Below are 22967 nucleotides of genomic sequence, written 5' to 3' on the forward strand. Positions count from 1 at the left end.
GTCAAGGAAAAAGTTGATCAATAGCTATTGTGAAGAAAGAAAGTAAGAAAAGAATTGTGATTTCATTGATGTTTTTAGCTCTTGCATTTTGTGAGATGGAAGATGAGTTAAAACCTTATTGGCTGAAAAAGTGACAGAAATGAGCGTTCAAAAATATATGACTTATAAGTAAAAATCCGCTGGAATGAACTAGCGGATTTTACTGTTTTTATTTCAAGAAACGTTGTAGGAATTCTTTTGTACGTTGATGTGTTGGGGTTTCAAAGATTTGCTGCGGTGTGCCGCTTTCTGCAATGACACCTTGATCCATGAAAATCACACGGTCAGATACTTCTTTGGCAAAGTCCATTTCGTGAGTGACGATAATCATGGTCAAACCTGACTGTGCTAGGTCTTTCATGGTTTTGAGAACTTCCCCGACCATTTCTGGGTCAAGAGCTGATGTTGGCTCGTCAAAGAGCAAGGCTTCTGGATTGACAGAGAGGGCACGTGCGATAGCTACACGTTGCTTTTGACCGCCAGAAAGCTGCTTTGGTTTAGCCTGCCAGTATTGCTCAGTCATACCGACCTTATTCAGGTTTTCTTTGGCAATGGTTTCGGCTTCTGAGCGAGAGCGCTTGAGCACGGTTGTTTGGGCAACAATGGCATTTTCCAAAACATTTAGGTTTTCAAAGAGGTTGAAGGATTGGAAAACCATACCGAGTTTTTCACGGTATTCGGTCAAGTTGTAGCCCTTGTCAAGAACATTTTGTCCGTGGAAGAGAATTTCTCCGCCAGTTGGATCTTCTAAAAGGTTAATAGAGCGCAGTAAAGTTGATTTTCCAGAACCAGAGGAACCGATGATAGAGATAACCTCACCCTTGTTGACAGAGAGTGAAATGTCTTTGAGAACTTCATTTTGTCCAAAAGATTTTTTCAAATGTTTGATTTCAATAATTGTCTGTGTCATTATTTCACCGCCTTGGTTTGAATTTGGTTGGCACCAGTTGTGTAATTATCAGCATCAAAGCGTTTTTCAACGTAACGAAGGATACGTGTCACAGTGAAAGTAAGGACAAAGTAGATGATGGCGATAATGGTGAAGGTTTGGAAATATTGGTAGGTTTGTGTTGCTACAGTATTTCCTGAGAAGTAAAGTTCCACAACGGAGATAACGTTCAACACGGAGGTATCTTTGATGTTGATGACGAATTCATTACCCGTTGCAGGAAGAATATTGCGGATAACCTGAGGGAGCACAATCTTTCTCATGGTTTGTCCATGGGTGAAACCAAGTGCGGTTGCAGCTTCAAATTGACCTTTGTCAACAGCGAAAATACCGCCGCGGACAATTTCACTCATGTAAGCTCCGGTATTGATGGAAACGATGAAAATGGCCGCCAAGGTACGATCGAGAGACACACCAAAGGCTTGAGCAGTTCCGTAGTAGATAACCATGGCCTGTACAATCATTGGGGTTCCGCGGAAGATTTCAATATAGACGTTAAGCAGCCAACCGAAAATCTTTTGCAGCCAAGCTAAAATAAGATTAGATGCCTTTGGAGCGGTACGATAGACGCCAATTAGAAGTCCGATAATCAGACCGGCGATTGTACCTATAATTGAAATCAGCAGGGTTACACCTGTTCCGCGCAGCAGGGCTTTCCAATTGTTTTTGAGAATCGTGCTGACTTGGTTGAAAAAGCTAGGCTTAGTCTTTTTCTGGCTGCTGTCGTCATGGCTGGGCTGCAGCGGAATGATTTTGTCCATTAAGCTAATCTGATCATTTAGGGGGAATTGAGCAAGGGCAGCATTAACCTGTTCCAAGCGCGAATCTCCTTTACGCATACCGATAGCGAGAGCAACATCGGACGGGCTGACCTTAAATCCTTTTTTCAAAGCAATCATTTTAAAGTCTTTATTAGCTTTGGTGGATGAGGTGGCTTCTGGGCGCTCAGAAACATAAGCGTCAATAACATTGGAAGCCAGAGCCTGCCGCATTTGGGAGAAGTCTCCCATGGCTGTTTCTTGTGAGACCTTAGGAATCTGACTGATAAGATCATAAAGGTAGACACCTTGTTGGGAAGTCACCTTGGCACCAGAGAAGTCCTCAAGATTTTCAGCATCAGCATATTTCCCGTCTTTACGTACTACAAGAACTGGTTCGCTGGTGTAGTAGCTGACAGAAAAGTCAATCTGTTTTTTACGCTCTTCTGTTGGACTCATGCCGGCGATAATCATGTCGATTTTACCGGATGTAAGAGCAGGGACCAGCCCCTCCCATTTCGTTTTTACAATCAAGGGCTTTTTGCCTAAAGCTTTGGCAATCTTTTTAGCTGTCTGCACATCGTAACCGTTGGCGTACTGCTTGGTTCCTTCAATTGGAACAGCGCCGTTGCGGTTATTGTCCTGAGTCCAGTTGAAAGGAGCATAGGCAGCTTCCATCCCAACACGTAAATATTCATCTGCCTTAGCACCCGTCACGCCAGTAAACAGCATGAAAAGAGCAGCAAGGCAGCTTAAAAATGTCTTTTTCATTAGAAGACTCCTGTATAAAATTTTTCCTCTATCATTTTACAGGAAAAAGAGCCGCATTTCAATATGAGTGTCTGAATATACTGAATTTATCAGAACATTACTGCTGTGAGAGCGGCTCAAAGATATTAGTGTCGTGATAGAATTCTCAAAGCACTGGCTAAAAGTTTCATCAGGGAGTCTCTAAATCAAATCAATAAATTTTTACAGCGATATCCATGTCACCTGACAGTGATGTCGTTTTCTTTTTGTTCCTTATAATAACGCCATAGCATTAAGAAAGGAAAACGTATGAATACCCCAGTTATTGTTGCTCAAACTATCAGAAAAACGTTTAACCGGACTGTTGCGCTTGATGACATTAGTTTTTCCATTGAAAAGGGTCAGATTTTTGGCTTTCTTGGACCTTCGGGATCAGGAAAAACGACAACGATTAATATTTTAACCGGACAACTAAGAGCAGATAGTGGCAGATCTTCTATTTTAGGACAAGATTCCCGTGAACTAACAAACCAAGAATTTTAGAAAATAGGTTTAGTCAGCGATACGAGTGGTTTTTATGAAAAAATGTCCCTTTATAACAACCTGCTTTTGAAAGATGCTGAAAAAGCCGATAACCCCTTACACGATTTTTATACCTCTCCTTATAAGAGGGGGAAGTTAACTAATTTTTACTTGATTAGATTAATTTTAGATAACTCTAAGATTAATGTCTTCTATAAAATTTTTCTATTAGGTATTGTAAATTTTCTGATGATAATTCTTTCCATTATATTGTGCAATATTATAAAAGGGATAATTACAGGTTCTTGTCTTCACTTTGCCCTATCCTAGTACAGCTTCTAAAATATAGTTACTAGAAGTGCTATTCTTTTTTGAAATTAAGTCTGTTTACGATAACCTCGTTCTTGTTATTAATGGGAATATATACAAGGTTTATCTTTAGGCAGTTTTTATGATAAAATAGGGAAAAGGATTTTTAGGAGATTAGTAATGAAAAAAATACTGTGCTTTTTGATAGTCTGCTGTAGTTTAATGATGTCTGGCCTTGCTGCAGCTGATGATGTTGATTACAGCATTCGCCTTTATATGGGAAATCTGACTATCAATAGAAATAATACGGCCGAATTTCGGCAGAATGTTGTTTACGATTTTGATTCCAGCTATAAGGGACAGTATGTTACTCTGGGCACGGCAGGTAATGTTCCCAAAGGTTTTAAAATCGGCAGTCATCCTAATATTCATGCCTATGAGATAGATAAAAAAGGGAAGTTTCATAAGCGTTCGATAAAAACAGAAATTGAAAAGCTGTCAGATGGTTACCGTGTGAAAGTCTATAATAGCGGAAAAAGCGGTGACCGGATTGTACTTTCTGTGAACTGGAAACTGAAAAAAACAACAACTGTTCATTCAGATATCGCAGAGCTTAACTGGGTTCCTATCAGTGATTGGGATGCTGCTTTGGAAAAAGTTATTTTAACAGTTGAGGGTCCGGGATCTTCACTAAAAGGCAGCAAACTCTATGCCCATACGGGTTATTTTAAGACTCAGCCAAAAATTAGTCGCAAAAATAATCTCTACAAAATAAGCCTCAATCATTTAGGTGAAGGTAAAAAAGTGGAACTGCATGCTTACTGGCCAAGTTCTGACTTTTCGCTTGCTGCTGCTAATTCTAGTAAAGGATTAGGACGATTTCAGGCTGTTGAAAAGAAAATTGCCCGCAATCAGAAGTTTTATCCTTTCCTTGTTGGCAAATTATTGCCGTTAGTGGCTGCTGGCTTGCTGCTATTGTCTGGCCTTTGTTATTTGATTTGGAAGGGGCTTCTAGGGCAAAAAAAGGTTTCCAGACACATGCATTTGTTCAGTCCGCCAGCAGACTTATCGCCCTTGATTCTGGCACGTTATGCTTATGATTTAGAAATCAGGGAACTCTCACCTTTAAAAGGTAGGAGACGCCGTTATGATTTGGGCTTTAAGGAGCTGGTTCAAGCTAGTCTTTTAGATTTAATTGACCAAAGAAAAATCAAAATATCTGATGATCACAAGTACTTTACTGTTACGGATTCTAATAGGCTAGAGCCGTATGAGAAGGCCTTTCTTAGTTTTGTTTATGGAAAAGGCAAAATGCCTATTGAGGATGCTTTTGCTGATTACAAAATAGACAAAAAAATATTCAAAAACAGCAGTCAAGCAGTAATCCGACAGAAAGGCAAGAAAATTCTTGATTTATTTGAGCAGCGTGTTCAAAACTTAGACAATCGGATTAGTGAGGCAATTGACGAATTAGGCTTGGAAACACTTCACCGCAAAAGAACAAGACAAGAGAAGTTTTTCTTGTCCGTAGTTTATTTATTGACTGCTCTTGCCTTATTGCTGTCTTTAGCTATAGACATCTTTAGTCTGTTTAAGGGTTACTGGTTTGGTCTGGGAACCAATAGCTTAGTATTTGTCTTATCCTTAATTTTTCTAATTGTCTATTATCGAAAAGATGACTATTACAAAGTCACAGGTCTGCTGACTCAGGAAGGTCTTCAAGTCAGACAGGGCTGGGATGCCTTTAAAAATATGATTCGCGATGTGAAGACATTCGATGATGTTGACTTAGCAGGTGTTGTCGTTTGGAACAGAATCTTAGTTTACGCTACTTTATACGGCTATGCAGAACGGATTCAAGACTATCTGAAACTTAAAGATATCAAGCTTGATAATCCGCAAATGAACAGCTATCTTGATGTCAACCCTGGTTATTATGTGGGTCTATCATCTAGTCATTTGTCAAACTACACCTCAACTGCTACGCAAGCTTCAAACTTTTCGGTATCCTCAGGAGGTTCAGCAGGTGGCGGCTTCTCTGGCGGCGGAGGCGGAGGTGGAGGCGGAGCCTTTTAATCCAAAGCCTTCACCGCCAAACTGTCCAAAGTAAATAAAAGGAGATTATATGTTATTAATTGAAATCATCAAGGCCATTATTTTCGGGATAGTGGAAGGAATCACGGAATGGCTGCCTATCTCAAGCACTGGACACTTGATTTTGGTGGAAGAATTTATTAAATTTAAGGATGCAAATGCTCCTTTTACCAACATGTTTAATGTTGTTATTCAGCTTGGAGCTATCTTGGCTGTCGTCGTTGTTTATTTTGACCGGCTGAATCCCTTTAAGAAGGGAAAAACAGCCCGTGAAGTCCAGCTGACTTGGCAGCTTTGGCTGAAGGTTGTCATTGCTGCCTTGCCGGCCGCTGTTATTGGTCTGAAATTAAATGACTGGCTGGATGCTCATTTTCAAAATTTTTTCACTGTGGCTTTGATGCTGATTATCTATGGTATAGCCTTCATCTACGTGGAAAAACGCCATGAAAATGTTGAGCCGGCTATCACTCGTTTAGCCAACATGCCTTATAAAACAGCCATTTATATCGGCCTTTTTCAGGTTTTATCACTTATTCCTGGGACCAGCCGGTCAGGAGCAACCATTTTGGGTGGTATCTTGGTAGGAACCAGCCGTGAAGTTGCTACTGAGTTTACTTTTTTCCTAGGAATTCCTATCATGTTTGGTGCTAGTCTGTACAAGGTTTTTAAATTCATCAAATCAGGCACTGTTTTAATGGGCAGTCAGCTTCTTATTTTGCTGGTTGCTATGGTAGTCGCTTTTGTAGTCAGTCTCTATGTTATTCGCTTCCTGACAGATTATGTTAAAAATCATGATTTCACCTTCTTTGGGAAATACCGTATCGGCCTTGGAGCTCTCTTGATCATGTATGGTCTGATTACGGCCGTTTTTGGTTAAGCTAGCGACTTTTGCTGTTTTTCTTCTCCAAAATTGAAAAAACTAGGCTTTTCTTGTATAATGAAATAACTACTCGCATGAGGTAAAGACTATGGAAATGAAACAAATCAGCGAAACAACGCTAAAGATTACCATCAGTATGGAAGATTTGGAAGAAAGAGGCATGGAATTAAAGGATTTCTTAATTCCTCAGGAAAAGACAGAAGAATTTTTCTATACTGTTATGGACGAATTGGATCTACCTGAAAATTTCAAAGACAGCGGTATGCTGAGCTTTCGTGTGACTCCGAGAAATGACCGTATAGATGTTTTTGTGACCAAATCAGAAATCAACAAGAATCTTAACTTAGAAGATTTATCTGATTTTGATGATATTGCTAAAATGACTCCTGAGGATTTCTTCAAGACCTTGGAAGAAACCATGCGGGAAAAAGGGGACACGGCAGCTCTGGATAAACTGGCTGAAGCAGAGAAAAAAGAAGAAGAGAAGGCTCAAAGACAAAATGAAGAAGAACAGCCAGATTATATCCATTTTGTACTTGATTTTCCAACTATTAAAGAGGCTGTCAATTTTGCCAAGACAGTTGACTATGAGGTAGAAGCTTCAGAGCTTTTTAAGGAAACGGATGCCTATCATATGACGATTCTCCTCAGTCTTGAAAATAAGCCGGACTATTATGCTGATCTCATGTTTGCCAAGATGCTGGAGCACGCTGACAGGGGAACCAAGACGCGGGCCTATCTCTTGGAACATGGTGTACAGCTTATCATGTCAAATGCTCTGCAAGAACTACAAATGATTGGATGATGAAAAATGATACCAATTACATTGAAATTTGTTCTTGTATTGATTGCAACGCTGCTGATGTCCCTTATTCTGACGCCTTTGGTGAGATTTTTCTCTTTCAGAGTTGGGGCGGTTGACAATCCCAATGCCAGACGAATTAACAAGGTACCTATGCCCAGTGCCGGCGGCTTAGCGATTGTCATTTCATTTGTTACTGCTACACTGGTTCTGATGCCTGCAATTTTAAAAATGCAGATTTGGGGACAGTCCTATTTTGACTACATCCTGCCTGTTGTTATCGGCAGCTTGGTTGTAACACTGACAGGCTTTATTGATGATGTTTATGAGCTGTCTCCCAAGATGAAGTTTTTGGGCATTCTAATTGGGGCCATTACTATTTGGATTTTTACAGATTTTCGTTTTGACAGTTTTAAAATTCCATTTGGCGGTCCCATGCTGCAATTTAATCCCTTTTTAAGCTTCTTTCTGACTATTTCATGGGTAGTGGCTATCACCAACGCTGTTAACCTGATTGATGGTTTAGATGGCTTAGTCAGCGGTGTTTCTATTATCAGTCTGACAACTATGGGTCTGGTTTCATACTTCTTCCTTTATCAATCTGATATATTCTTAACCTTTACTATTTTTGTTTTGATTTTTGCTATTGCTGGATTTTTCCCCTACAATTATCATCCTGCAATCATTTATCTGGGGGATACAGGTGCTCTTTTTATCGGTTTTATGATTTCTGTCCTATCACTGCAGGGCTTGAAAAATGCGACTGCTGTTGCTGTGGTGACGCCGATTATTGTTCTTGGAGTTCCTATCGTTGATACCACAGTTGCCATTATCAGACGGACGCTGTCAGGGAAAAAGTTTTATGAAGCTGACAATATGCACCTGCACCATAGATTGCTGGCCATGGGCTTTACCCACCGTGGAGCTGTCTTGGTTGTTTACGGTATTGCTATGTTCTTTTCACTGGTTTCCTTGTTGTTAAATATTTCCAGCCGCTTGGGCGGTATCCTGCTTATGCTAGGGGTTGGCTTTGCTTTAGAAGTCTTTATTGAGGGCTTAGAAATTTGGGGACCAAAAAGAACGCCTCTGTTTAAACTTTTGGCCTTTATTGGAAACAGTGATTACCGTCAATCTGTAGTCGCCAAACATCGGCGAAAGAAGAAGTAATTTTTGAACCTAGGAAAAGTCCAAACGGACTTTTTTTGCTATAATGATTACTGATAAGAGGAAAGGAGTGTACAATGTCTGTACTAGAAATAAAAAATCTTCATGTTTCTATTGAAGATAAAGAAATTTTGAAAGGTGTCAATCTGACGCTTAAAACTGGTGAAATTGCGGCTATCATGGGGCCTAACGGGACAGGAAAATCAACCCTTTCAGCAGCCATCATGGGAAATCCTGTTTTTGAAGTAACCCAAGGAGAGGTGCTTTTGGACGGTGAAAATATTTTAGAAATGGAAGTTGATGAGCGTGCTCGTTTGGGACTCTTCCTTGCTATGCAGTATCCGTCTGAAATCCCTGGCATTACTAATGCTGAATTCATTCGAGCAGCTATGAATGCTGGCAAGAAAGATGATGAAAAAGTTTCAGTCCGTGACTTCATTACAAAATTAGACGAAAAGATGGAACTCCTCGGTATGAAGGAAGAAATGGCAGAACGCTATCTTAATGAAGGTTTCTCAGGCGGTGAGAAAAAACGCAATGAAATCTTGCAGCTGCTGATGCTGGAACCTAAGTTTGCCCTTCTTGATGAAATTGACTCTGGTCTTGATATTGATGCACTTAAGGTTGTTTCTAAGGGGGTTAATGCCATGCGCGGTGAAAATTTTGGTGCCATGATTATTACCCACTATCAACGCTTGCTTAACTACATCACACCTGATGTTGTCCATGTTATGATGGATGGACGTATTGTGCTTTCAGGCGGAGCAGAGCTTGCCGTTCGGCTGGAAAAAGAAGGTTATGCCAAAATTGCGGAAGAGCTGGGTCTTGAATACAGCGAAGAAGTCTAATTTGTAACTTCTGATAAGAAAGAAAGGGAGTAACAAATGACAAAAGAATCTATTTTAAATTTTTCACAGGCAAAGGCAGAGCCACAATGGCTGCAAGAAAAGCGGCAGGCGGCTTTTGATAAAATTGATGATTTAGAACTTCCAAAGATTGAACGTGTTAAGTTTCAGCGTTGGAATCTGGGAGACGGCACGATTTCTGAAAGTCCAATTTCTGCAGATGTCCCTGATTTTACTGCTTTGGGAGACAATCCTAAGCTTGTTCAGGTTGGCACTCAGACAGTCTTAGAAAGTCTGCCGGCAGAACTTGTTGAACAAGGCGTGATTTTCACCGATTTTCATTCAGCCTTGGAAGAAATTCCGCAGGCTGTTGAGAAATATTTTGCAACGGCCCTCAAATTTGACGAGGATAAACTAGCTGCTTATCACACAGCTTATTTTAACAGCGGAGCTGTTCTGTATGTACCGGATAATGTTGAAGTGGATTTGCCGATTGAAGGTATTTTTCTGCAGGACAGCACAAGCGATGTTCCTTTCAATAAGCATATTTTAATTATTGCCGGACGCAACGCTAAGGTTAGTTACTTGGAGCGCTTTGAAACAATCGGTGACGGTGATGTGAAGACCAGTGCTAACATTGCTGTTGAAGTGCTGGCACAGGCTGGCAGTCAGGTTAAATTCTCAGCTATTGACCGTTTAGGGGAAAATCTGACGACTTATATCAGCCGCCGCGGCCGTCTGGACAATGATGCCAGCATTGACTGGGCGCTCGGTGTCATGAATGAAGGCAATGTTATTGCTGATTTTGACAGTGACCTTATTGGCAAGGGCAGCCATGCTGAACTCAAAGTTGTTGCTGCTTCCAGCGGCCGTCAGGTACAGGGAATTGATACCCGGGTAACTAACTACGGTAATAATTCGGTTGGCCATATTCTCCAGCATGGAGTTATTCTAGAGCGCGGAACCCTTACCTTTAACGGTATTGGCCATATTATCAAAGGTGCTAAGGGAGCAGATGCTCAGCAAGAAAGCCGTGTTCTCATGCTTTCTGATAAGGCCAGAAGTGATGCCAACCCTATTTTGCTGATTGATGAAAATGAAGTGACGGCAGGTCACGCGGCTTCTATTGGACAGGTTGACCCAGAAGATATGTATTATCTGATGAGCCGTGGTATTGATAAAGAAACAGCAGAACGCTTAGTTATCCGCGGTTTCCTTGGAACGGTTATTACTGAAATTCCAATTAAGGCTGTCCGTGACGAAATGATTACCGTTTTGGATGAAAAATTGGATAAGAGATAAAATGGATAAGTTAGATATTCAAAAAATCAGACAGGATTTTCCTATTTTAAACCAGTATGTTAACGATGAACCCTTGGTTTATCTGGATAATGCTGCCACCACACAAAAGCCTAATCAGGTTTTAGCTTGTTTAAATGATTATTACCATCAGGACAATGCCAATGTGCACCGCGGTGTCCATACTTTGGCAGAACGGGCTACTCGAGAGTATGAAGCTGCGCGTGAGAAACTGCGGGCTTTCATTAAAGCTAAATCAAGCAAGGAAGTTCTCTTTACAAGAGGAACGACAACCGGTCTTAACTGGGTTGCTCGCTTTGCAGAGGAGGTTCTGCAGCCGGGTGATGAAGTCCTCATCTCCATTATGGAACATCATTCCAACATCATACCTTGGCAGGAAGCCTGCCGCAAGACTGGTGCTAAGCTGGTTTATGCTTATTTAAAAGATGGGCAGCTTGATATGCTTGATTTTGAGAGCAAAATAAATGACAAAACCAAATTTGTCAGCCTAGCCCATGTTTCAAATGTTTTGGGCTCTGTTAACCCCGTTAAAGAAGCTGCGGCTTTGGCACATCAGCACGGCGCTTATATGGTAGTTGACGGTGCCCAATCTGCCCCCCATATGAGTATTGACGTTCAGAATTTGGACTGTGATTTTTATGCCCTTTCAGGCCATAAAATGCTGGGGCCAACTGGAATTGGTGTTCTCTATGGTAAGGAAGAGATTCTCAATCAAATGAGCCCTGTCGAATTTGGCGGTGAGATGATTGATTTCGTTTACGAGCAAGAGGCTAGCTGGAAGGAATTGCCTTGGAAATTTGAAGCTGGAACACCTAATATTGCTGGTGCTATTGCCTTAGGAGCAGCAGTTGATTACCTTGAAAATTTAGGAATGGACACGATTCATGCTTACGAGCAGGACTTAGTCCGTTATGTCCTGCCTAAACTGCAGGCAATTGATGGCTTGCAGATTTATGGATCTCAAGATCCATCTAAGCACTCTGCAGTCATTGCTTTTAACCTAGACGGGCTGCACCCGCACGATGTGGCTACAGCACTTGATTATGAAGGAGTAGCGGTACGGGCAGGCCATCACTGTGCTCAGCCGCTAATCAATCATTTAGGTATTTCTTCAGCGGCACGGGCAAGTTTTTATATTTATAACACAAAAGAAGATTGCGACAAATTGATTGAAGCAATCATCAAAGCAAAGGAGTTCTTTAATGGCACTCTCAAGATTAGATAGTCTTTATATGGCTGTTGTTGGGGATCATTCAAAAAATCCCCATCACCATGGTTTTTTAGAAGGAGTAGAGCAGGTCAATCTCAATAATCCGACTTGCGGTGATGTCATCAGTTTATCTGTCAAATTTGATGGCGACAAGATATCTGACATCGCTTTTGCCGGTGAAGGCTGCACCATCTCAACCGCCTCATCCAGTATGATGACAGATGCTGTCATTGGAAAGACCAAGGAAGAAGCGCTTGAGTTAGCTGATATTTTTTCAAAAATGGTTCAAGGAGAAAAAAACAAAGAGCAAAAAAAGCTGGGAGATGCAGAATTTTTGGCAGGTGTTTCCAAATTTCCTCAGCGGATCAAGTGCTCAACTCTGGCCTGGAATGCCCTAAAAAAAGCAATCGAACGCAGTGAGAGTGACGCTCAAGCGACACAAAGCTGCTAATTTTGATAATAAGCCAGTCAGTAGCTGAGCTGGTGAAATTAGTCATTTGCTAGGAGGATCGTCTTCTCCAGCAAGTTTGCTAGATTGGAACAGTTATTAAAAGACAAAAGAATTAGAAAATTAAAGAAAGGACATTATGCCCGAAAACGAAACAGTAAAACCCAAGCCCATTGATCTAGGAGATTATCAATTTGGCTTTCATGATGATGTAAAGCCTATTGCGACAACCGGAAAAGGACCGACAGAAGCAGCGGTCCGTGAGATGTCTCGCATTAAAGGTGAGCCTGAATGGATACTGGATTTTCGCTTGAAGTCTCTGGAAGTCTTTCATAAAATGCCCATGCAGGAATGGGGACCTGACCTATCAGGAATTGATTTTGATGATATTATTTATTATCAAAAGCCAACAGATAAACCCGCCCGTTCTTGGGATGAGGTTCCAGAGAAGATTAAAGATACCTTTGAAAAGATTGGCATTCCTGAAGCAGAGCGTGCCTTTTTAGCTGGCGCTTCTGCTCAGTATGAATCAGAAGTCGTTTACCATAATATGAAAGAAGAGTATGATAAACTTGGCATTATCTTTACGGATACTGATTCAGCGCTCAAGGAGTACCCAGAACTTTTCAAAAAATATTTTGCTAAATTAGTGCCGCCGACTGATAATAAATTGGCTGCGCTGAATTCAGCCTTTTGGTCTGGCGGAACCTTTATCTATGTGCCAAAGGGCGTTAAGGTTGATATTCCCTTGCAGACCTATTTCCGCATCAATAATGAGGGGACAGGCCAGTTTGAAAGGACTTTGATTATTGTTGATGAGGGGGCTAGTGTTCATTATGTTGAAGGCTGTACAGCACCTACTTATTCAACAGCCAGCCTCCATGCGGCTATCGTCGAAATCTTTGCCTTAGAAGGCAGCTATATGCGCTATTCAACCATTCAGAACTGGTCGGATAATGTTTACAATCTGGTTACTAAACGGGCCAAGGCAAACACGAATGCGACGGTTGAATGGATTGATGGCAATTTGGGTGCCCATACTACCATGAAATACCCTTCGGTTTATCTTGATGGTGAAGGAGCCCGCGGAACCATGCTGTCAATTGCCTTTGCTAATCATGGTCAGCATCAGGATACAGGGGCTAAAATGATTCACAATGCTCCGCACACCTCATCGTCTATTGTGTCGAAATCCATTGCCAAGGGCGGCGGCAAGGTAGACTATCGCGGACAAGTTACCTTTAATAAAGCCTCCAAAAAGTCTGTCAGCCATATTGAATGCGACACCATCATCATGGATGATATTTCAGCATCAGACACCATTCCATTTAATGAAATTCATAACTCACAGGTTGCTTTGGAACATGAGGCTAAGGTTTCCAAAATTTCAGAAGAGCAGCTTTACTATCTCATGAGCCGTGGCTTGACAGAATCAGAAGCTACTGAGATGATTGTCATGGGCTTTGTAGAGCCTTTCACCAAAGAACTTCCTATGGAATATGCTGTAGAACTCAACCGCCTCATTTCCTATGAAATGGAAGGTTCTGTAGGTTAATCAGAAAAATTAAGATTTAGAAACATAATTGATTTAATGTTTCTAAATCTTTTTTATTTTGTCTCAAAAAGCTTTTAAATCATTTGATAATAGCAAAATCAGTATAATCATAGGTTTAGGCTATGTAATATATATAAAATATTAATTTGTGCAATGAATGCGGTTACATTATAATTGATTTAACAAGAAAAAAGGAGAAAAAATATGGAAAATCTAACAGTTGTTGAACAAATGGGTCAATGGGTCGCAGACAAAACCTTCGAAGATCTAAGCAAAGAAGAGATTGAAGCTCTTAAAGGACGAGTTTTGGATGCTATTGGCTGCGCTGTAGGAGCCTTGAAAAGCCAGACCATAAAAAACATCCAACAAATGACACATGATTTGACTAAGGAAGGCTCAGTTTCTTTGATTGGCGGCGGAAAAACAACTCCTGATTATGCAGCTTTATTTAATGGAGCGGCTATTCGCTATTTGGATTATAACGATGCTTACTTGGCAAAGGGGGAAACCTGCCACCCATCTGATAATATTTCGGCTATCTTGGCAGCAACGGAACACAATAAAGGAACAGGTAAAGATTTCTTGCTTGGTCTTGCCATTGCTTACCAAATTCAATGCCGTTTGTCCGATGAAGCACCTGTTAGAAAACATGGTTTTGACCATACTGTTCAAGAAGCTTATGGTGCAGCAGCCGGTGCAGCTAAGGCACTTGGCTTGAGCAAGGAACAAATTGCAAATGCAATTGCTATTTCAGGAACCAGTTATAATTCTCTGCGCGTGACAAGAACAGGGGCCTTGTCTAACTGGAAAGGCTTAGCAGCTCCAAATACTGCTAGGGGAGCTATGTCATCTGCCCTGTTGGCTAAGTACAATATCACTGGACCGCGTGAAGTCTTTGAGGGCAATAAAGGTTTTTATGAAACAATCGTGGGTAAATTTGATATTGATTGGGAAAAAGAAGGTTTGGAACGCGTTGTAAAAACGATCATCAAGCGCTACAATGCTGAAATTCACTCTCAATCTTCGATCGAAGGTTTGATTGAATTTAGAAATAAAGAGCATATTGCTCCAGAAGATATTAAAGAGATTCGCTTGGATACTTTTGATGTTGCCTTCAACATTATCGGTGGCGGTGAGGAAGGAGATAAGAAGCAAATTAGGCTTAAGGAAGAAGCCGACCATTCCCTTCCTTACATGCTAGCTGCAGCCTACTTAGATGGTCAAGTGCTGCCAGCACAGTATGAACAAGAAAGAATTCTGAAGCAAGATGTTCAAGACTTGCTGCAAAAAGTTACTGTTAGAGAAAACCCTGCCTTTAGCAAACGCTTCCCAGCAGAAATGGCTATTAAGCTGGAAATTGAAACCAATGATGGTCAGGTGTATGTTGTCGAAAAAGATGACTACCAAGGATTTACATCAAGACCAGCCAGCTGGAATGTTCTGTTGGAAAAATATTATTCCTTAACAGCTAATATTGACAGAGAATTGGCAGAGAAAATTGCTAAGACAATTGAAAAACTGGAAGACATTGATATCAGTGAATTGACGGAGCTTCTTGCAAAAATCTAAACTGATTAACTAACCTAAAATTATCTTAGAAAGAGTGGTGAATATGTTAGAAGAAATACCAGTAAGTATTTATCGCGGCGGTACTAGCAAGGGTGTTTTCATTGATGAAAAAGTACTGCCGACCGATAAAGATGCCAGAGATAAGATTCTCCTGAAATTAATGGGAAGTCCAGACATCAGACAAATTAATGGTTTAGGCGGAGCAGTATCGACAACCAGCAAAGTAGCGATTATTTCTAAAGAAGAAAAAGAAGATTGGGATGTTAATTATACATTTGCTCAGGTAGCGGTTGATAAACCTGTGGTTTCTTACTCGGGCAACTGCGGCAATATTTCTTCTGCTGTGGGGATTTATGCTATTGAAAATCAGCTGGTGGAAACAAGCTCGCCAACAACTATGGTTCGTGTCTACAATACCAATACTAAAAAAGTTATCAACGAGTACATTCCTACACCTGATGGAAAATTAACTTATGAAGGGGACTTTGCCATTTCCGGTGTTCCCGGTAAAGGGATCAAAATAGAACTGCAGTTTGTTGAGCCTTCGGGCGCCTTCAGCGGCAAACTGCTGCCAACTGGTAACACAAAAGATACCCTTGTTTTGGAAAACGGTCAAGAACTAACTGTTTCGCTTGTCGATGCAGCTAACCCTTTGGTTTATGTTCGGGCAGAGGACTTGGGATTGGAAGGGACAGAAAGTCCTGAGATGATTGACAGTGATCTTGAACTGTTGGCTCGGCTGGAAGAAATCAGAGGAAGAGCTGCTAAGCTGATGGGACTTATTGATAAATTAGAAGACAGTGCAGTTATCACTCCGGGGGTACCGAAACTTACTGTTGTTTCGGCTCCTAAGACTTATGTTACGACGGAAAATGAAAAAATAGAGGCTGCTAATTTCGATCTTGCTGTCAGAATGATGAGTATGCAGAAAGCTCATAAATCTATTGCGCTGACGGGAGCTTTGTGTACAGGTGCAGCCAGCAAAATTAAAGGAACGATTCCGTATGAATTAGTCAGCGATAAGAATTTAGGCAATCAATTAGAAATTGCTCACAGCAGTGGTAAAATATCAGTTTCAATTGATTACGAGACTAGCGATAATGAAACTCTGATAAAATCTGTTTCAAGTTATCGAACAGCCAGAAAAATTATGGTAGGAACAGCATTCATTGAGGAGGATAGAATATGTTAGCACTGCTTGGATATTTAATGATTGTTATATTTATGGTGCTGCTGTTGACAAAGAAGATTACACCCTTTGTCGGTTTGATTTTGGTTCCAGCAATTTTTGGTATTGTTGCAGCATATCTAAAGCATGTTTCCATACTGAAAGCTTTCGAATGGATTTATGAAGGGCTTTATTATGCTGTAGCTGGTTCTGGTAAGATTACAACAGGGGTGGCGCCGACAATCACTCTCTTGCTCTTTGCTATTTTGTATTTCTCCATTATGCTGGATGTCGGACTTTTTGATCCTTTAGCGGTCATGATGATTAAGTGGGCAAAGGGTGATCCTATGAAAATCACTATTGCTTCTGCGGTCATCACTCTGTCTGTTTCACTAGATGGTGACGGAACAACTACGGTTTTGATTGTAACCGCTGCCATGCTGTTGCTTTATAAAAAAATGGGTATGAAGCAGATTTATCTTGCTGCCATCATTGGTTTTGGCAATTCTGTTATGAACCTAGTTCCTTGGAGCGGCCCTATGGCGCGGGCCATGCCTGTTTTGAATATCGGTCCTAAAGAATTTTTGCTTCCTGTTTTGCCAGGGATGTTTGTAGCAGCACTTTTAGGTCTATTCCAAGCCTATACTTACGGCAAAAGGGAAAGAAAAAGATTGGGTTATGTTCCCGGTCAAGGGATCTTAACAGAAAGTGAAACTACTCATATTATTAACGATGTAACTCTCACCAATGTTGAATATAAGCGACCAAAATTAATTTACTTTAATTTACTGTTGACCATTGCAATTATGGTTTTACTGATTATGGATGTTATTAATGGTGGCATTTTATTCTTGCTGGGGACAGCCATTGCTTTAATCGTCAATTATCAAGATTTATCTCTCCAAAATTCTCGCTTGTTAGCAAATGGTTCAGAAGCTTTGGGGCCTGTTTCCTTAGTCTTTGGTGCTGGAGTTATTATGGGGGTTCTTAATGGAAGCGGCATGAGCAGCGCTATTGCCCATCAATTGGTATCAATGATTCCGCACAGCCTGGGTGGCTATATTCCTTTAATTTTAGCCTTGATTTCTCTTCCAGGTTTATTCTTCTTACCAAATGATGCCTTCTATTTCGGGCTCCTGCCAGTTATTGCTCCTATAGCTTATTCTTACGGAGCAACACCTGTGCAAGTTGGGGTAGCTTCATTAATGGGACAGGCTGTCCGCTTTGCCAGTCCGCTGGTTGCCTTCCTTTATGTATTGGTTGATAGGACCGAGGTCAGCTTTATCGACTATCAAAAAGAATACTTGAAGTGGGGCTTAGCGAGCTTTGTTCTGCAGACAGCAACGGCTGTCCTAATTGGAGCTATTCCAATTTAGATGGAATTTTTACAAATATCTATAAATGCCTTAGCGAATGAAGGAAGAATACGATTTTTGCGGTAAGCAACAATTAAGTCGACATAAACCTTGTCCTTCAGCGAGAAAAAACTAATTTTTCCGTTATAGTTAAGGTGCTTGGTGTGAGAAGCATTAATGAAACAAACACCAAAATTATTAGCAACTAAGTTGATGGCTGTTTCAATGTTGCGCGTCGCTAAAATTCTTTGAGGCTGGAAATGATTTTTAGCAAAAATATCATCGGCGACCTGTCTTGAGAACTGATTAGGCTGATGCAAAATAAAAAGCTCATCTGCTAATAAGTCTAAATTTAAAGAAGGATATGGTTCCTTATTGCTGTAAACACCAAATTGACTCAAGGGGTGATTGGCAGGAAGGGCAAGTAAAATCTCTTCAGATTTTATTTTCTCTGTTTCCAGCCGATGCCCCTCTTTTGTTCGGTTCATTAATGCAAGGTCGACATCGCCGTTTTCAATGAGATGAAAAAAAGTTTTGGAAGAGGATTCGTTCAGCTGGACTTCAACATTAGGAAACTGCTCTTGAAATTTTGGCAAAAGGACTGGTACTAAGTAAGAGCTTCTTAAAAGAGGAATTGCTAATCTTAGCCGTCCAAATTTGTTGTCCAATACATTTTGCATGGTGTCGTTAAAGTCCTCTTGAACTTTCAAAATCTGCATGCCATATTTCAAAAATTCTTCACCTAAATAGGTTAAATCTAATTTTTTGCCATGTTGGATAAATACTTCAAATCCTAGCCGCTGCTGCATATTCTTAATATAAGTGCTTAGCGAGGGCTGGGTAATGTAAAGCGCCTGAGCGGCCTTGGTAATGCTTCCCTTATCTACAATCGCCTTAACATATTCGATATCCCTAATTTCCATAGATGGCCTCCAGTTTTTCACCCGAAATTTATCTTTATTATAGCATATGTTAGTTTTTCAGCTGCATTGAAAGAGCTTTCAAAAAATGTTACAATAAACAAATAGAGGCAAACACTCTTTGAAGGGAGAAAATATGAAGAAAAAATGTTCAATTTTGTTAACGCTTTTTGCCGGTTTGCTTTTACTGACGGGCTGTGGCCTTCAGCGTATGGCCAATTCGGCTAAAAACCAGCAGGAAACAAGTAAGATGTCTGTCAAGAGTTTTCTCAAAAAGGTTGAAAAGGCCAACAGTTCTGTTGAAACAGTGCATTTTGACATGAACACAGATGTTAGCTCAAACGGTCATAAGAGTCAGCAAATGACAGCAGATTTAGCCTATGATACTTCTGGTGAAACAATCGAAAAAGCCAATGTTGTTATTGATGAAACCGTCAATGGGACAAATCGCTATCAAGAGATTATCGGAGATCAAAACACTGCCCGTGTGCGGACCTCAAAAGACGGCAGCTGGCGGACAGCTGACCCTCAAGGCAGATATACTATTCATCCGAGCTATTTCAATTTTTTAAAGGTTCTCTATTCTATGGAGGATGACTTAGTTCTCAAACAAAGTGGAAGTGAGTATAAGCTGACTTTACGCAGTCAAAATGTCGATGTTGTTTCTTTGTTTAGAGAAGAGTTGAATCTTTATGTCAGAGGAATCAATCAAACTGAGCTAAAGAAAGATTTTAAAGTCACTTTTGATAAGAAAAAACTTTATTTAAAAGATTTTGATTTGAGTATTTCATACAACGGTGACAGAGGCAGCCTTGATTTAAGAGCAAAAGGCGAATTTTCAAAATGGAATAAAGTTAAGGATTCACAATTTTCACTGCCAGATGCAGAGTCAAATACTGATTCTAACGATTCTAATTCTATTTAAAACATCAATAATACTTGTGCTGCTTTAGGCAGCTCAGTTTAAAAGGAGAAGCCAGTACACATTTGGCTTCTCCTCTTTTTTATCAGTAGGCTTTCAGCAAACAAAGCAGCTCAGATTTTCTTAAAGTTTCTCATTGACATATCTGACAAAATGATTCCACCAGACCTTAAGAAAGAAGCTGCGCTTAACTTGGGATTTGGCAACTAGTTTAACCTTGGGCGGAGACTCCAGATAACCTTGACCGACAGGGCTGCTGTCTTTAAAGGTGGCCTCCCCTACGTTTTGCCCTTTTTTAATGGCTGCAGTATAGCCTTCTTTTTTCGAGGTGATGGTGACAGAGCTTTTTTTATTAGTTGTCTTATTTTGTACAGCGATAAAGTCCTTTTCAGCAACAGCAGGGACACTTGCTTGTTTACCATCAATGACCTTTGCTCTGCTATTTTTATAGGCTTGCCCTTTATGGATCAAGGTAGTCAATTCATAAGTGTTGTTGACATAGTTGAGCAAATCGTTAGTTGCTTTGAAGCGAGCAGAATCATCGCTATCAGAGTGGTCAGCGTTTAAAACAACAGAAATAATACGCATACCATTCTCCTTAGTCGTAGCGACAAAGCAAGCTCCTGCAAGTTCAGTTGTTCCTGTTTTAAGACCATCAATACCTTCTCGGGCGTAAGGCCTATTAGGCAGCATGTAATTGTAAGTGTCCATCTTGGTTCCGGCAAAATCGCTGCTTGTTTTTTTAGTGATTTTTAAGATTTGAGGAAATTCTTTGATCAAGTGGCGAGCGATAATGGCAACATCTTTAGCACTCATCATATTTTCTTCATCATTGCTGGAACCGGGATAGATATGTTCACCCAAAAGTTTATTATTAAGTCCGGAAGCGTTGACCAATTTGGCGTCGGTAATTCCCCAGTCTTGCAGCTGTTTTTTCATCATATCGACAAATCTGGCTTCTGTTCCGCCAACTTTTTCGGCCAAGGCTATAGCTGCACTATTGGCGCTGGCAATCATGGCGGCATCTACTAATTGTTTAACAGTATATTTTCTGGCTTCCATGGGGACATTGCTGGCGCTGTAATCCCTTGTCAGTTCATAAGGATAATCAGAAATTTTTACCTTGGTATTCCAGGTAAGCTCGCCGGATTTAATCTCCTTATAAACCATATAAACAGTCAAAATCTTTGTAATAGAAGCAATCCCGGCAGGACTTAGGGCATCTTTTTCATAAAGAATTTTACCAGTATCGGCTTCGACAGCAATGGCATGTTTGGCAGCTGCATCAAAGTTTTCCTCGGCCTTAACTTGAAAACCAAGTAAGGAAAGAAAGAGCAGCGCAAGGCATAAAATCTTTTTCATCATATGTTCAATTATAGCATAATTTTTATTTATGGAGGAAAGGCCTTTCTTAAAATTTTAGTGGCCTTGATATGAGGATGTAATTAAGAAAAAATAGGATTTTATAGACTAAAATTGCTTGCTTTGAAAAATAATTTTTTAGCATTTTTAGGAGATTTCCTTTAAAAAACTTTGGAATAAAGCGCTTTCTAAGCTTTTAGGAGATGCTTGTTTGAATTTTTTGAATACTTGCTAAAAAGGTTAAAATAAGATAAAATATTTGTAATATTGGTTTTAAATTTCAAGCTATTAAAGGCTAATAAAAAGGAGACTTTTATGTTCGAAACAAAAAAAAGTACATGGAAACATGTCGGCTTAGGAGTGGTTGCTTTAGCTTCAGTAGCTGCTTTGGCAGCCTGTGGAAATGGCAGCAAACAATCATCAAAAGATGAGATTAATTGGTATTTCCGTACAGAAATCAACTCTTTGGACATTTCTAAAAGTACAGATACATATTCTGGAGTAGTTATAGGAAATTCAGGAAGCAACCTTCTTCGTGTCAATGCTGAAGGTAAGACAGTTCCTGATTTGGCTAAAAAAGTAGAGGTATCAAAAGACGGTTTAACCTATACAGCTACACTTCGCAAAGGCATCAAGTGGTCAGACGGCAGTCCTATTACAGCCAAAGATTTTGTTTATTCATGGCAGCGCATTGTTAATCCTAAAACAGCTTCTGAGTATTCAAATATAGCACTTGATTCACATGTGAAAAACGCCAAAGCTATTAACAGCGGAGAAATAACAGATCTCAATGCTTTGGGTGTGAAAGCTGAAGGAAATAAGGTCATCTTTACTTTGGAAACGCCAACTCCGCAAATGAAGTATCTCCTTGCCTTTACAAGCTTTATGCCGCAAAAAGAAGCCTTTGTCAATAAAGTTGGTAAGAAATACGGAACAAATTCTGACAGTCAAATCTATTCAGGACCTTATATTGCAACCGGCTGGAATGGAACAAACGGCACTTACAAACTTAAAAAGAACAAGTACTACTGGAATGCTGACAAGGTCAAGACAAAAGTTGTCAACATTCAAACAATTAAGAAGCCTGAAACAGCAGTTCAAATGTACAAACGTGGTGAGTTGGATATGGCGGAAATTTCCAATACACCAGCCCTTTTCAAAGCTAATAAAAACAACAAAGATGTTGTCAATATTTATGAAGCTACAACAACCTACTTTGAATACAATCAAACAGGTGCCAATAAAGCTCTATCTAATAAGAAAATCCGTCAAGCCCTTAACTATGCAACTAACCGTAAGGCTTATGTTGATACAGTTGTTCCGACAGGTTCCCGTGCGGCAACCGGTATAGCTCCTTATAAACTGGCCAAAGTTGATGGCAAGGATTTATCAAAAGAAGTAGCACCTGGTTACGCTTATGATGTGGAGAAAGCAAGAAAACTCTTTAAAGAAGGTTTGCAGGAAATTGGTGAAACATCAGTGAAATTTACAATTACTTCTGATGCTGATTCACCAACTGCTAAGTCCGGTCTTGATTACATTAAAGGCGCTTGGGAAAAGGCTCTGCCAGGTTTAACCATTGAAGAAAAACTTGTTCCTTTCAAACAACGTCTGCAAGATTCAAAAACACAAAACTTTGATATTGTAATGTCACTTTGGGGTGGTGACTATCCAGAAGGTTCAACTTTCTATGGCCTGTTTGGCAGTGATTCTTCACAAAATAACGGTAAGTTCTCAAACCCTGCTTATGACCAAGCTTATGAAAAAGCTGTGACAACGGATGCCTTAGAACCTGCTAAAGCAGCTGAAGACTACAAAGCAGCTGAAAAAGCTTTATTTGACGAAGCCAATATTAATCCAATTTACTTCCGCAGTATGAAGGGACTGCAAAATCCTAGCATTAAAGGTTTAATCCGCAGCTCTACAGGATTAAATGTAGACTTCACTTATGCTTATAAAAAATAAGGCTTAGGATAAGGAATTTTTCACACATGGCAAGGATTGGCTTAGGCCAGTTCTTGTTTTT

General features: G+C 40.3%; 18 protein-coding genes and 1 pseudogene. 15 read left to right on the plus strand and 4 right to left on the minus strand.

Going from position 1 to position 22967, the window contains the following annotated elements:
- Nucleotides 1-208: 208 nt before the first annotated feature.
- Nucleotides 209-949: an amino acid ABC transporter ATP-binding protein gene (locus tag SCSH_RS09455; RefSeq protein ID WP_057491666.1), complete on the minus strand. Its 741-nt coding sequence runs from the start codon at nucleotides 947-949 to the stop codon at nucleotides 209-211.
- Nucleotides 949-2517: an ABC transporter substrate-binding protein/permease gene (locus tag SCSH_RS09460; protein ID WP_057491667.1), complete on the minus strand. Its 1569-nt coding sequence runs from the start codon at nucleotides 2515-2517 to the stop codon at nucleotides 949-951. Before SCSH_RS09460 ends, SCSH_RS09455 begins: the two co-directional genes overlap by 1 nt.
- Before the next feature lie 288 nt (nucleotides 2518-2805).
- Between SCSH_RS09460 and SCSH_RS09465 the strand changes: the two are divergent.
- From SCSH_RS09465 to SCSH_RS09525, 13 genes and pseudogenes are all read left to right on the plus strand, one after another.
- Nucleotides 2806-3105: pseudogene (locus SCSH_RS09465) on the plus strand (ATP-binding cassette domain-containing protein); the annotation flags it as partial.
- A gap of 402 nt (nucleotides 3106-3507) precedes the next feature.
- Nucleotides 3508-5403, plus strand: a complete 1896-nt coding sequence (locus SCSH_RS09470) for a DUF2207 family protein (RefSeq protein WP_057491668.1) — start codon at nucleotides 3508-3510, stop codon at nucleotides 5401-5403.
- Between the two features lie 49 nt (nucleotides 5404-5452).
- Nucleotides 5453-6298 carry an undecaprenyl-diphosphate phosphatase gene (locus SCSH_RS09475; RefSeq protein WP_057491669.1) on the plus strand — a complete coding sequence of 282 codons (846 nt, stop codon included), beginning with the start codon at nucleotides 5453-5455 and terminating at the stop codon, nucleotides 6296-6298.
- A gap of 91 nt (nucleotides 6299-6389) precedes the next feature.
- Entirely contained in the window at nucleotides 6390-7106 is a 717-nt protein-coding gene (gene mecA, locus SCSH_RS09480; protein WP_057491670.1) for an adaptor protein MecA, read from the plus strand.
- 6 nt (nucleotides 7107-7112) lie between these two features.
- Nucleotides 7113-8270, plus strand: coding sequence for a glycosyltransferase family 4 protein (locus tag SCSH_RS09485; RefSeq protein WP_057491671.1), 1158 nt, complete (start codon nucleotides 7113-7115; stop codon nucleotides 8268-8270).
- A gap of 74 nt (nucleotides 8271-8344) precedes the next feature.
- A complete protein-coding gene (sufC, locus tag SCSH_RS09490) occupies nucleotides 8345-9115 on the plus strand; it encodes a Fe-S cluster assembly ATPase SufC (protein WP_057491672.1) in 771 nt (256 codons plus the stop codon).
- 36 nt (nucleotides 9116-9151) lie between these two features.
- Nucleotides 9152-10414, plus strand: coding sequence for a Fe-S cluster assembly protein SufD (sufD, locus tag SCSH_RS09495; RefSeq protein ID WP_057491673.1), 1263 nt, complete (start codon nucleotides 9152-9154; stop codon nucleotides 10412-10414).
- A 1-nt stretch (nucleotide 10415) separates the two neighbouring features.
- Nucleotides 10416-11657 (plus strand): cysteine desulfurase, encoded by a 1242-nt coding sequence (locus SCSH_RS09500; RefSeq protein ID WP_057491674.1) that lies wholly within the window; start codon nucleotides 10416-10418, stop codon nucleotides 11655-11657.
- Nucleotides 11635-12093, plus strand: coding sequence for a Fe-S cluster assembly sulfur transfer protein SufU (gene sufU, locus SCSH_RS09505; RefSeq protein ID WP_057491675.1), 459 nt, complete (start codon nucleotides 11635-11637; stop codon nucleotides 12091-12093). Before SCSH_RS09500 ends, sufU begins: the two co-directional genes overlap by 23 nt.
- A gap of 133 nt (nucleotides 12094-12226) precedes the next feature.
- The gene (gene sufB, locus SCSH_RS09510; RefSeq protein WP_370695923.1) at nucleotides 12227-13645 is read left to right on the plus strand and encodes a Fe-S cluster assembly protein SufB; all 1419 of its coding nucleotides are present in this window, start codon (nucleotides 12227-12229) and stop codon (nucleotides 13643-13645) included.
- 204 nt (nucleotides 13646-13849) lie between these two features.
- Nucleotides 13850-15214: an MmgE/PrpD family protein gene (locus SCSH_RS09515; RefSeq protein WP_057491677.1), complete on the plus strand. Its 1365-nt coding sequence runs from the start codon at nucleotides 13850-13852 to the stop codon at nucleotides 15212-15214.
- A 43-nt stretch (nucleotides 15215-15257) separates the two neighbouring features.
- Nucleotides 15258-16406: a 2-methylaconitate cis-trans isomerase PrpF family protein gene (locus SCSH_RS09520; protein ID WP_057491678.1), complete on the plus strand. Its 1149-nt coding sequence runs from the start codon at nucleotides 15258-15260 to the stop codon at nucleotides 16404-16406.
- Nucleotides 16400-17758, plus strand: a complete 1359-nt coding sequence (locus tag SCSH_RS09525; RefSeq protein ID WP_057491679.1) for a CitMHS family transporter — start codon at nucleotides 16400-16402, stop codon at nucleotides 17756-17758. Before SCSH_RS09520 ends, SCSH_RS09525 begins: the two co-directional genes overlap by 7 nt.
- On the opposite strand, the gene SCSH_RS09530 is transcribed toward SCSH_RS09525, so the two are convergent.
- Nucleotides 17755-18660 (minus strand): LysR family transcriptional regulator, encoded by a 906-nt coding sequence (locus SCSH_RS09530; protein ID WP_057491680.1) that lies wholly within the window; start codon nucleotides 18658-18660, stop codon nucleotides 17755-17757. The genes SCSH_RS09525 and SCSH_RS09530 overlap by 4 nt on opposite strands.
- A 133-nt stretch (nucleotides 18661-18793) precedes the next feature.
- On the opposite strand from SCSH_RS09530, the gene SCSH_RS09535 reads away from it, so the two are divergent.
- Nucleotides 18794-19582 carry a carboxypeptidase-like regulatory domain-containing protein gene (locus tag SCSH_RS09535; RefSeq protein WP_057491681.1) on the plus strand — a complete coding sequence of 263 codons (789 nt, stop codon included), beginning with the start codon at nucleotides 18794-18796 and terminating at the stop codon, nucleotides 19580-19582.
- A gap of 120 nt (nucleotides 19583-19702) precedes the next feature.
- Here the strand turns inward: SCSH_RS09535 and pbp3 are convergent, their stop codons facing one another.
- Complete coding sequence (gene pbp3, locus SCSH_RS09540) at nucleotides 19703-20941, minus strand: D-alanyl-D-alanine carboxypeptidase PBP3 (RefSeq protein ID WP_057491682.1); 1239 nt, start codon at nucleotides 20939-20941, stop codon at nucleotides 19703-19705.
- A 315-nt stretch (nucleotides 20942-21256) separates the two neighbouring features.
- Here pbp3 and SCSH_RS09545 point away from each other — a divergent pair, with 315 nt between their 5' ends.
- Complete coding sequence (locus tag SCSH_RS09545) at nucleotides 21257-22906, plus strand: peptide ABC transporter substrate-binding protein (protein ID WP_057491683.1); 1650 nt, start codon at nucleotides 21257-21259, stop codon at nucleotides 22904-22906.
- The last annotated feature ends 61 nt before the right edge of the window (nucleotides 22907-22967 follow it).

Origin of the sequence: Streptococcus orisasini (assembly GCF_001431045.1) — a bacterium.
Lineage (GTDB): Bacteria > Bacillota > Bacilli > Lactobacillales > Streptococcaceae > Streptococcus > Streptococcus orisasini.

Bases quoted from the DNA above. Each gene is read 5' to 3' on its own strand.
- SCSH_RS09470 (WP_057491668.1), top strand. From the start codon at position 3,508: ATGAAAAAAATACTGTGCTTTTTGATAGTCTGCTGTAGTTTAATGATG.
- SCSH_RS09515 (WP_057491677.1), top strand. From the start codon at position 13,850: ATGGAAAATCTAACAGTTGTTGAACAAATGGGTCAATGGGTCGCAGAC.
- SCSH_RS09530 (WP_057491680.1), bottom strand. From the start codon at position 18,660: ATGGAAATTAGGGATATCGAATATGTTAAGGCGATTGTAGATAAGGGA.
- SCSH_RS09455 (WP_057491666.1), bottom strand. From the start codon at position 949: ATGACACAGACAATTATTGAAATCAAACATTTGAAAAAATCTTTTGGA.
- SCSH_RS09525 (WP_057491679.1), top strand. From the start codon at position 16,400: ATGTTAGCACTGCTTGGATATTTAATGATTGTTATATTTATGGTGCTG.
- mecA (WP_057491670.1), top strand. From the start codon at position 6,390: ATGGAAATGAAACAAATCAGCGAAACAACGCTAAAGATTACCATCAGT.
- SCSH_RS09500 (WP_057491674.1), top strand. From the start codon at position 10,416: ATGGATAAGTTAGATATTCAAAAAATCAGACAGGATTTTCCTATTTTA.
- sufC (WP_057491672.1), top strand. From the start codon at position 8,345: ATGTCTGTACTAGAAATAAAAAATCTTCATGTTTCTATTGAAGATAAA.
- pbp3 (WP_057491682.1), bottom strand. From the start codon at position 20,941: ATGAAAAAGATTTTATGCCTTGCGCTGCTCTTTCTTTCCTTACTTGGT.
- SCSH_RS09520 (WP_057491678.1), top strand. From the start codon at position 15,258: ATGTTAGAAGAAATACCAGTAAGTATTTATCGCGGCGGTACTAGCAAG.
- sufD (WP_057491673.1), top strand. From the start codon at position 9,152: ATGACAAAAGAATCTATTTTAAATTTTTCACAGGCAAAGGCAGAGCCA.
- SCSH_RS09460 (WP_057491667.1), bottom strand. From the start codon at position 2,517: ATGAAAAAGACATTTTTAAGCTGCCTTGCTGCTCTTTTCATGCTGTTT.
- SCSH_RS09545 (WP_057491683.1), top strand. From the start codon at position 21,257: ATGTTCGAAACAAAAAAAAGTACATGGAAACATGTCGGCTTAGGAGTG.
- SCSH_RS09475 (WP_057491669.1), top strand. From the start codon at position 5,453: ATGTTATTAATTGAAATCATCAAGGCCATTATTTTCGGGATAGTGGAA.
- SCSH_RS09535 (WP_057491681.1), top strand. From the start codon at position 18,794: ATGAAGAAAAAATGTTCAATTTTGTTAACGCTTTTTGCCGGTTTGCTT.
- sufU (WP_057491675.1), top strand. From the start codon at position 11,635: ATGGCACTCTCAAGATTAGATAGTCTTTATATGGCTGTTGTTGGGGAT.
- SCSH_RS09485 (WP_057491671.1), top strand. From the start codon at position 7,113: ATGATACCAATTACATTGAAATTTGTTCTTGTATTGATTGCAACGCTG.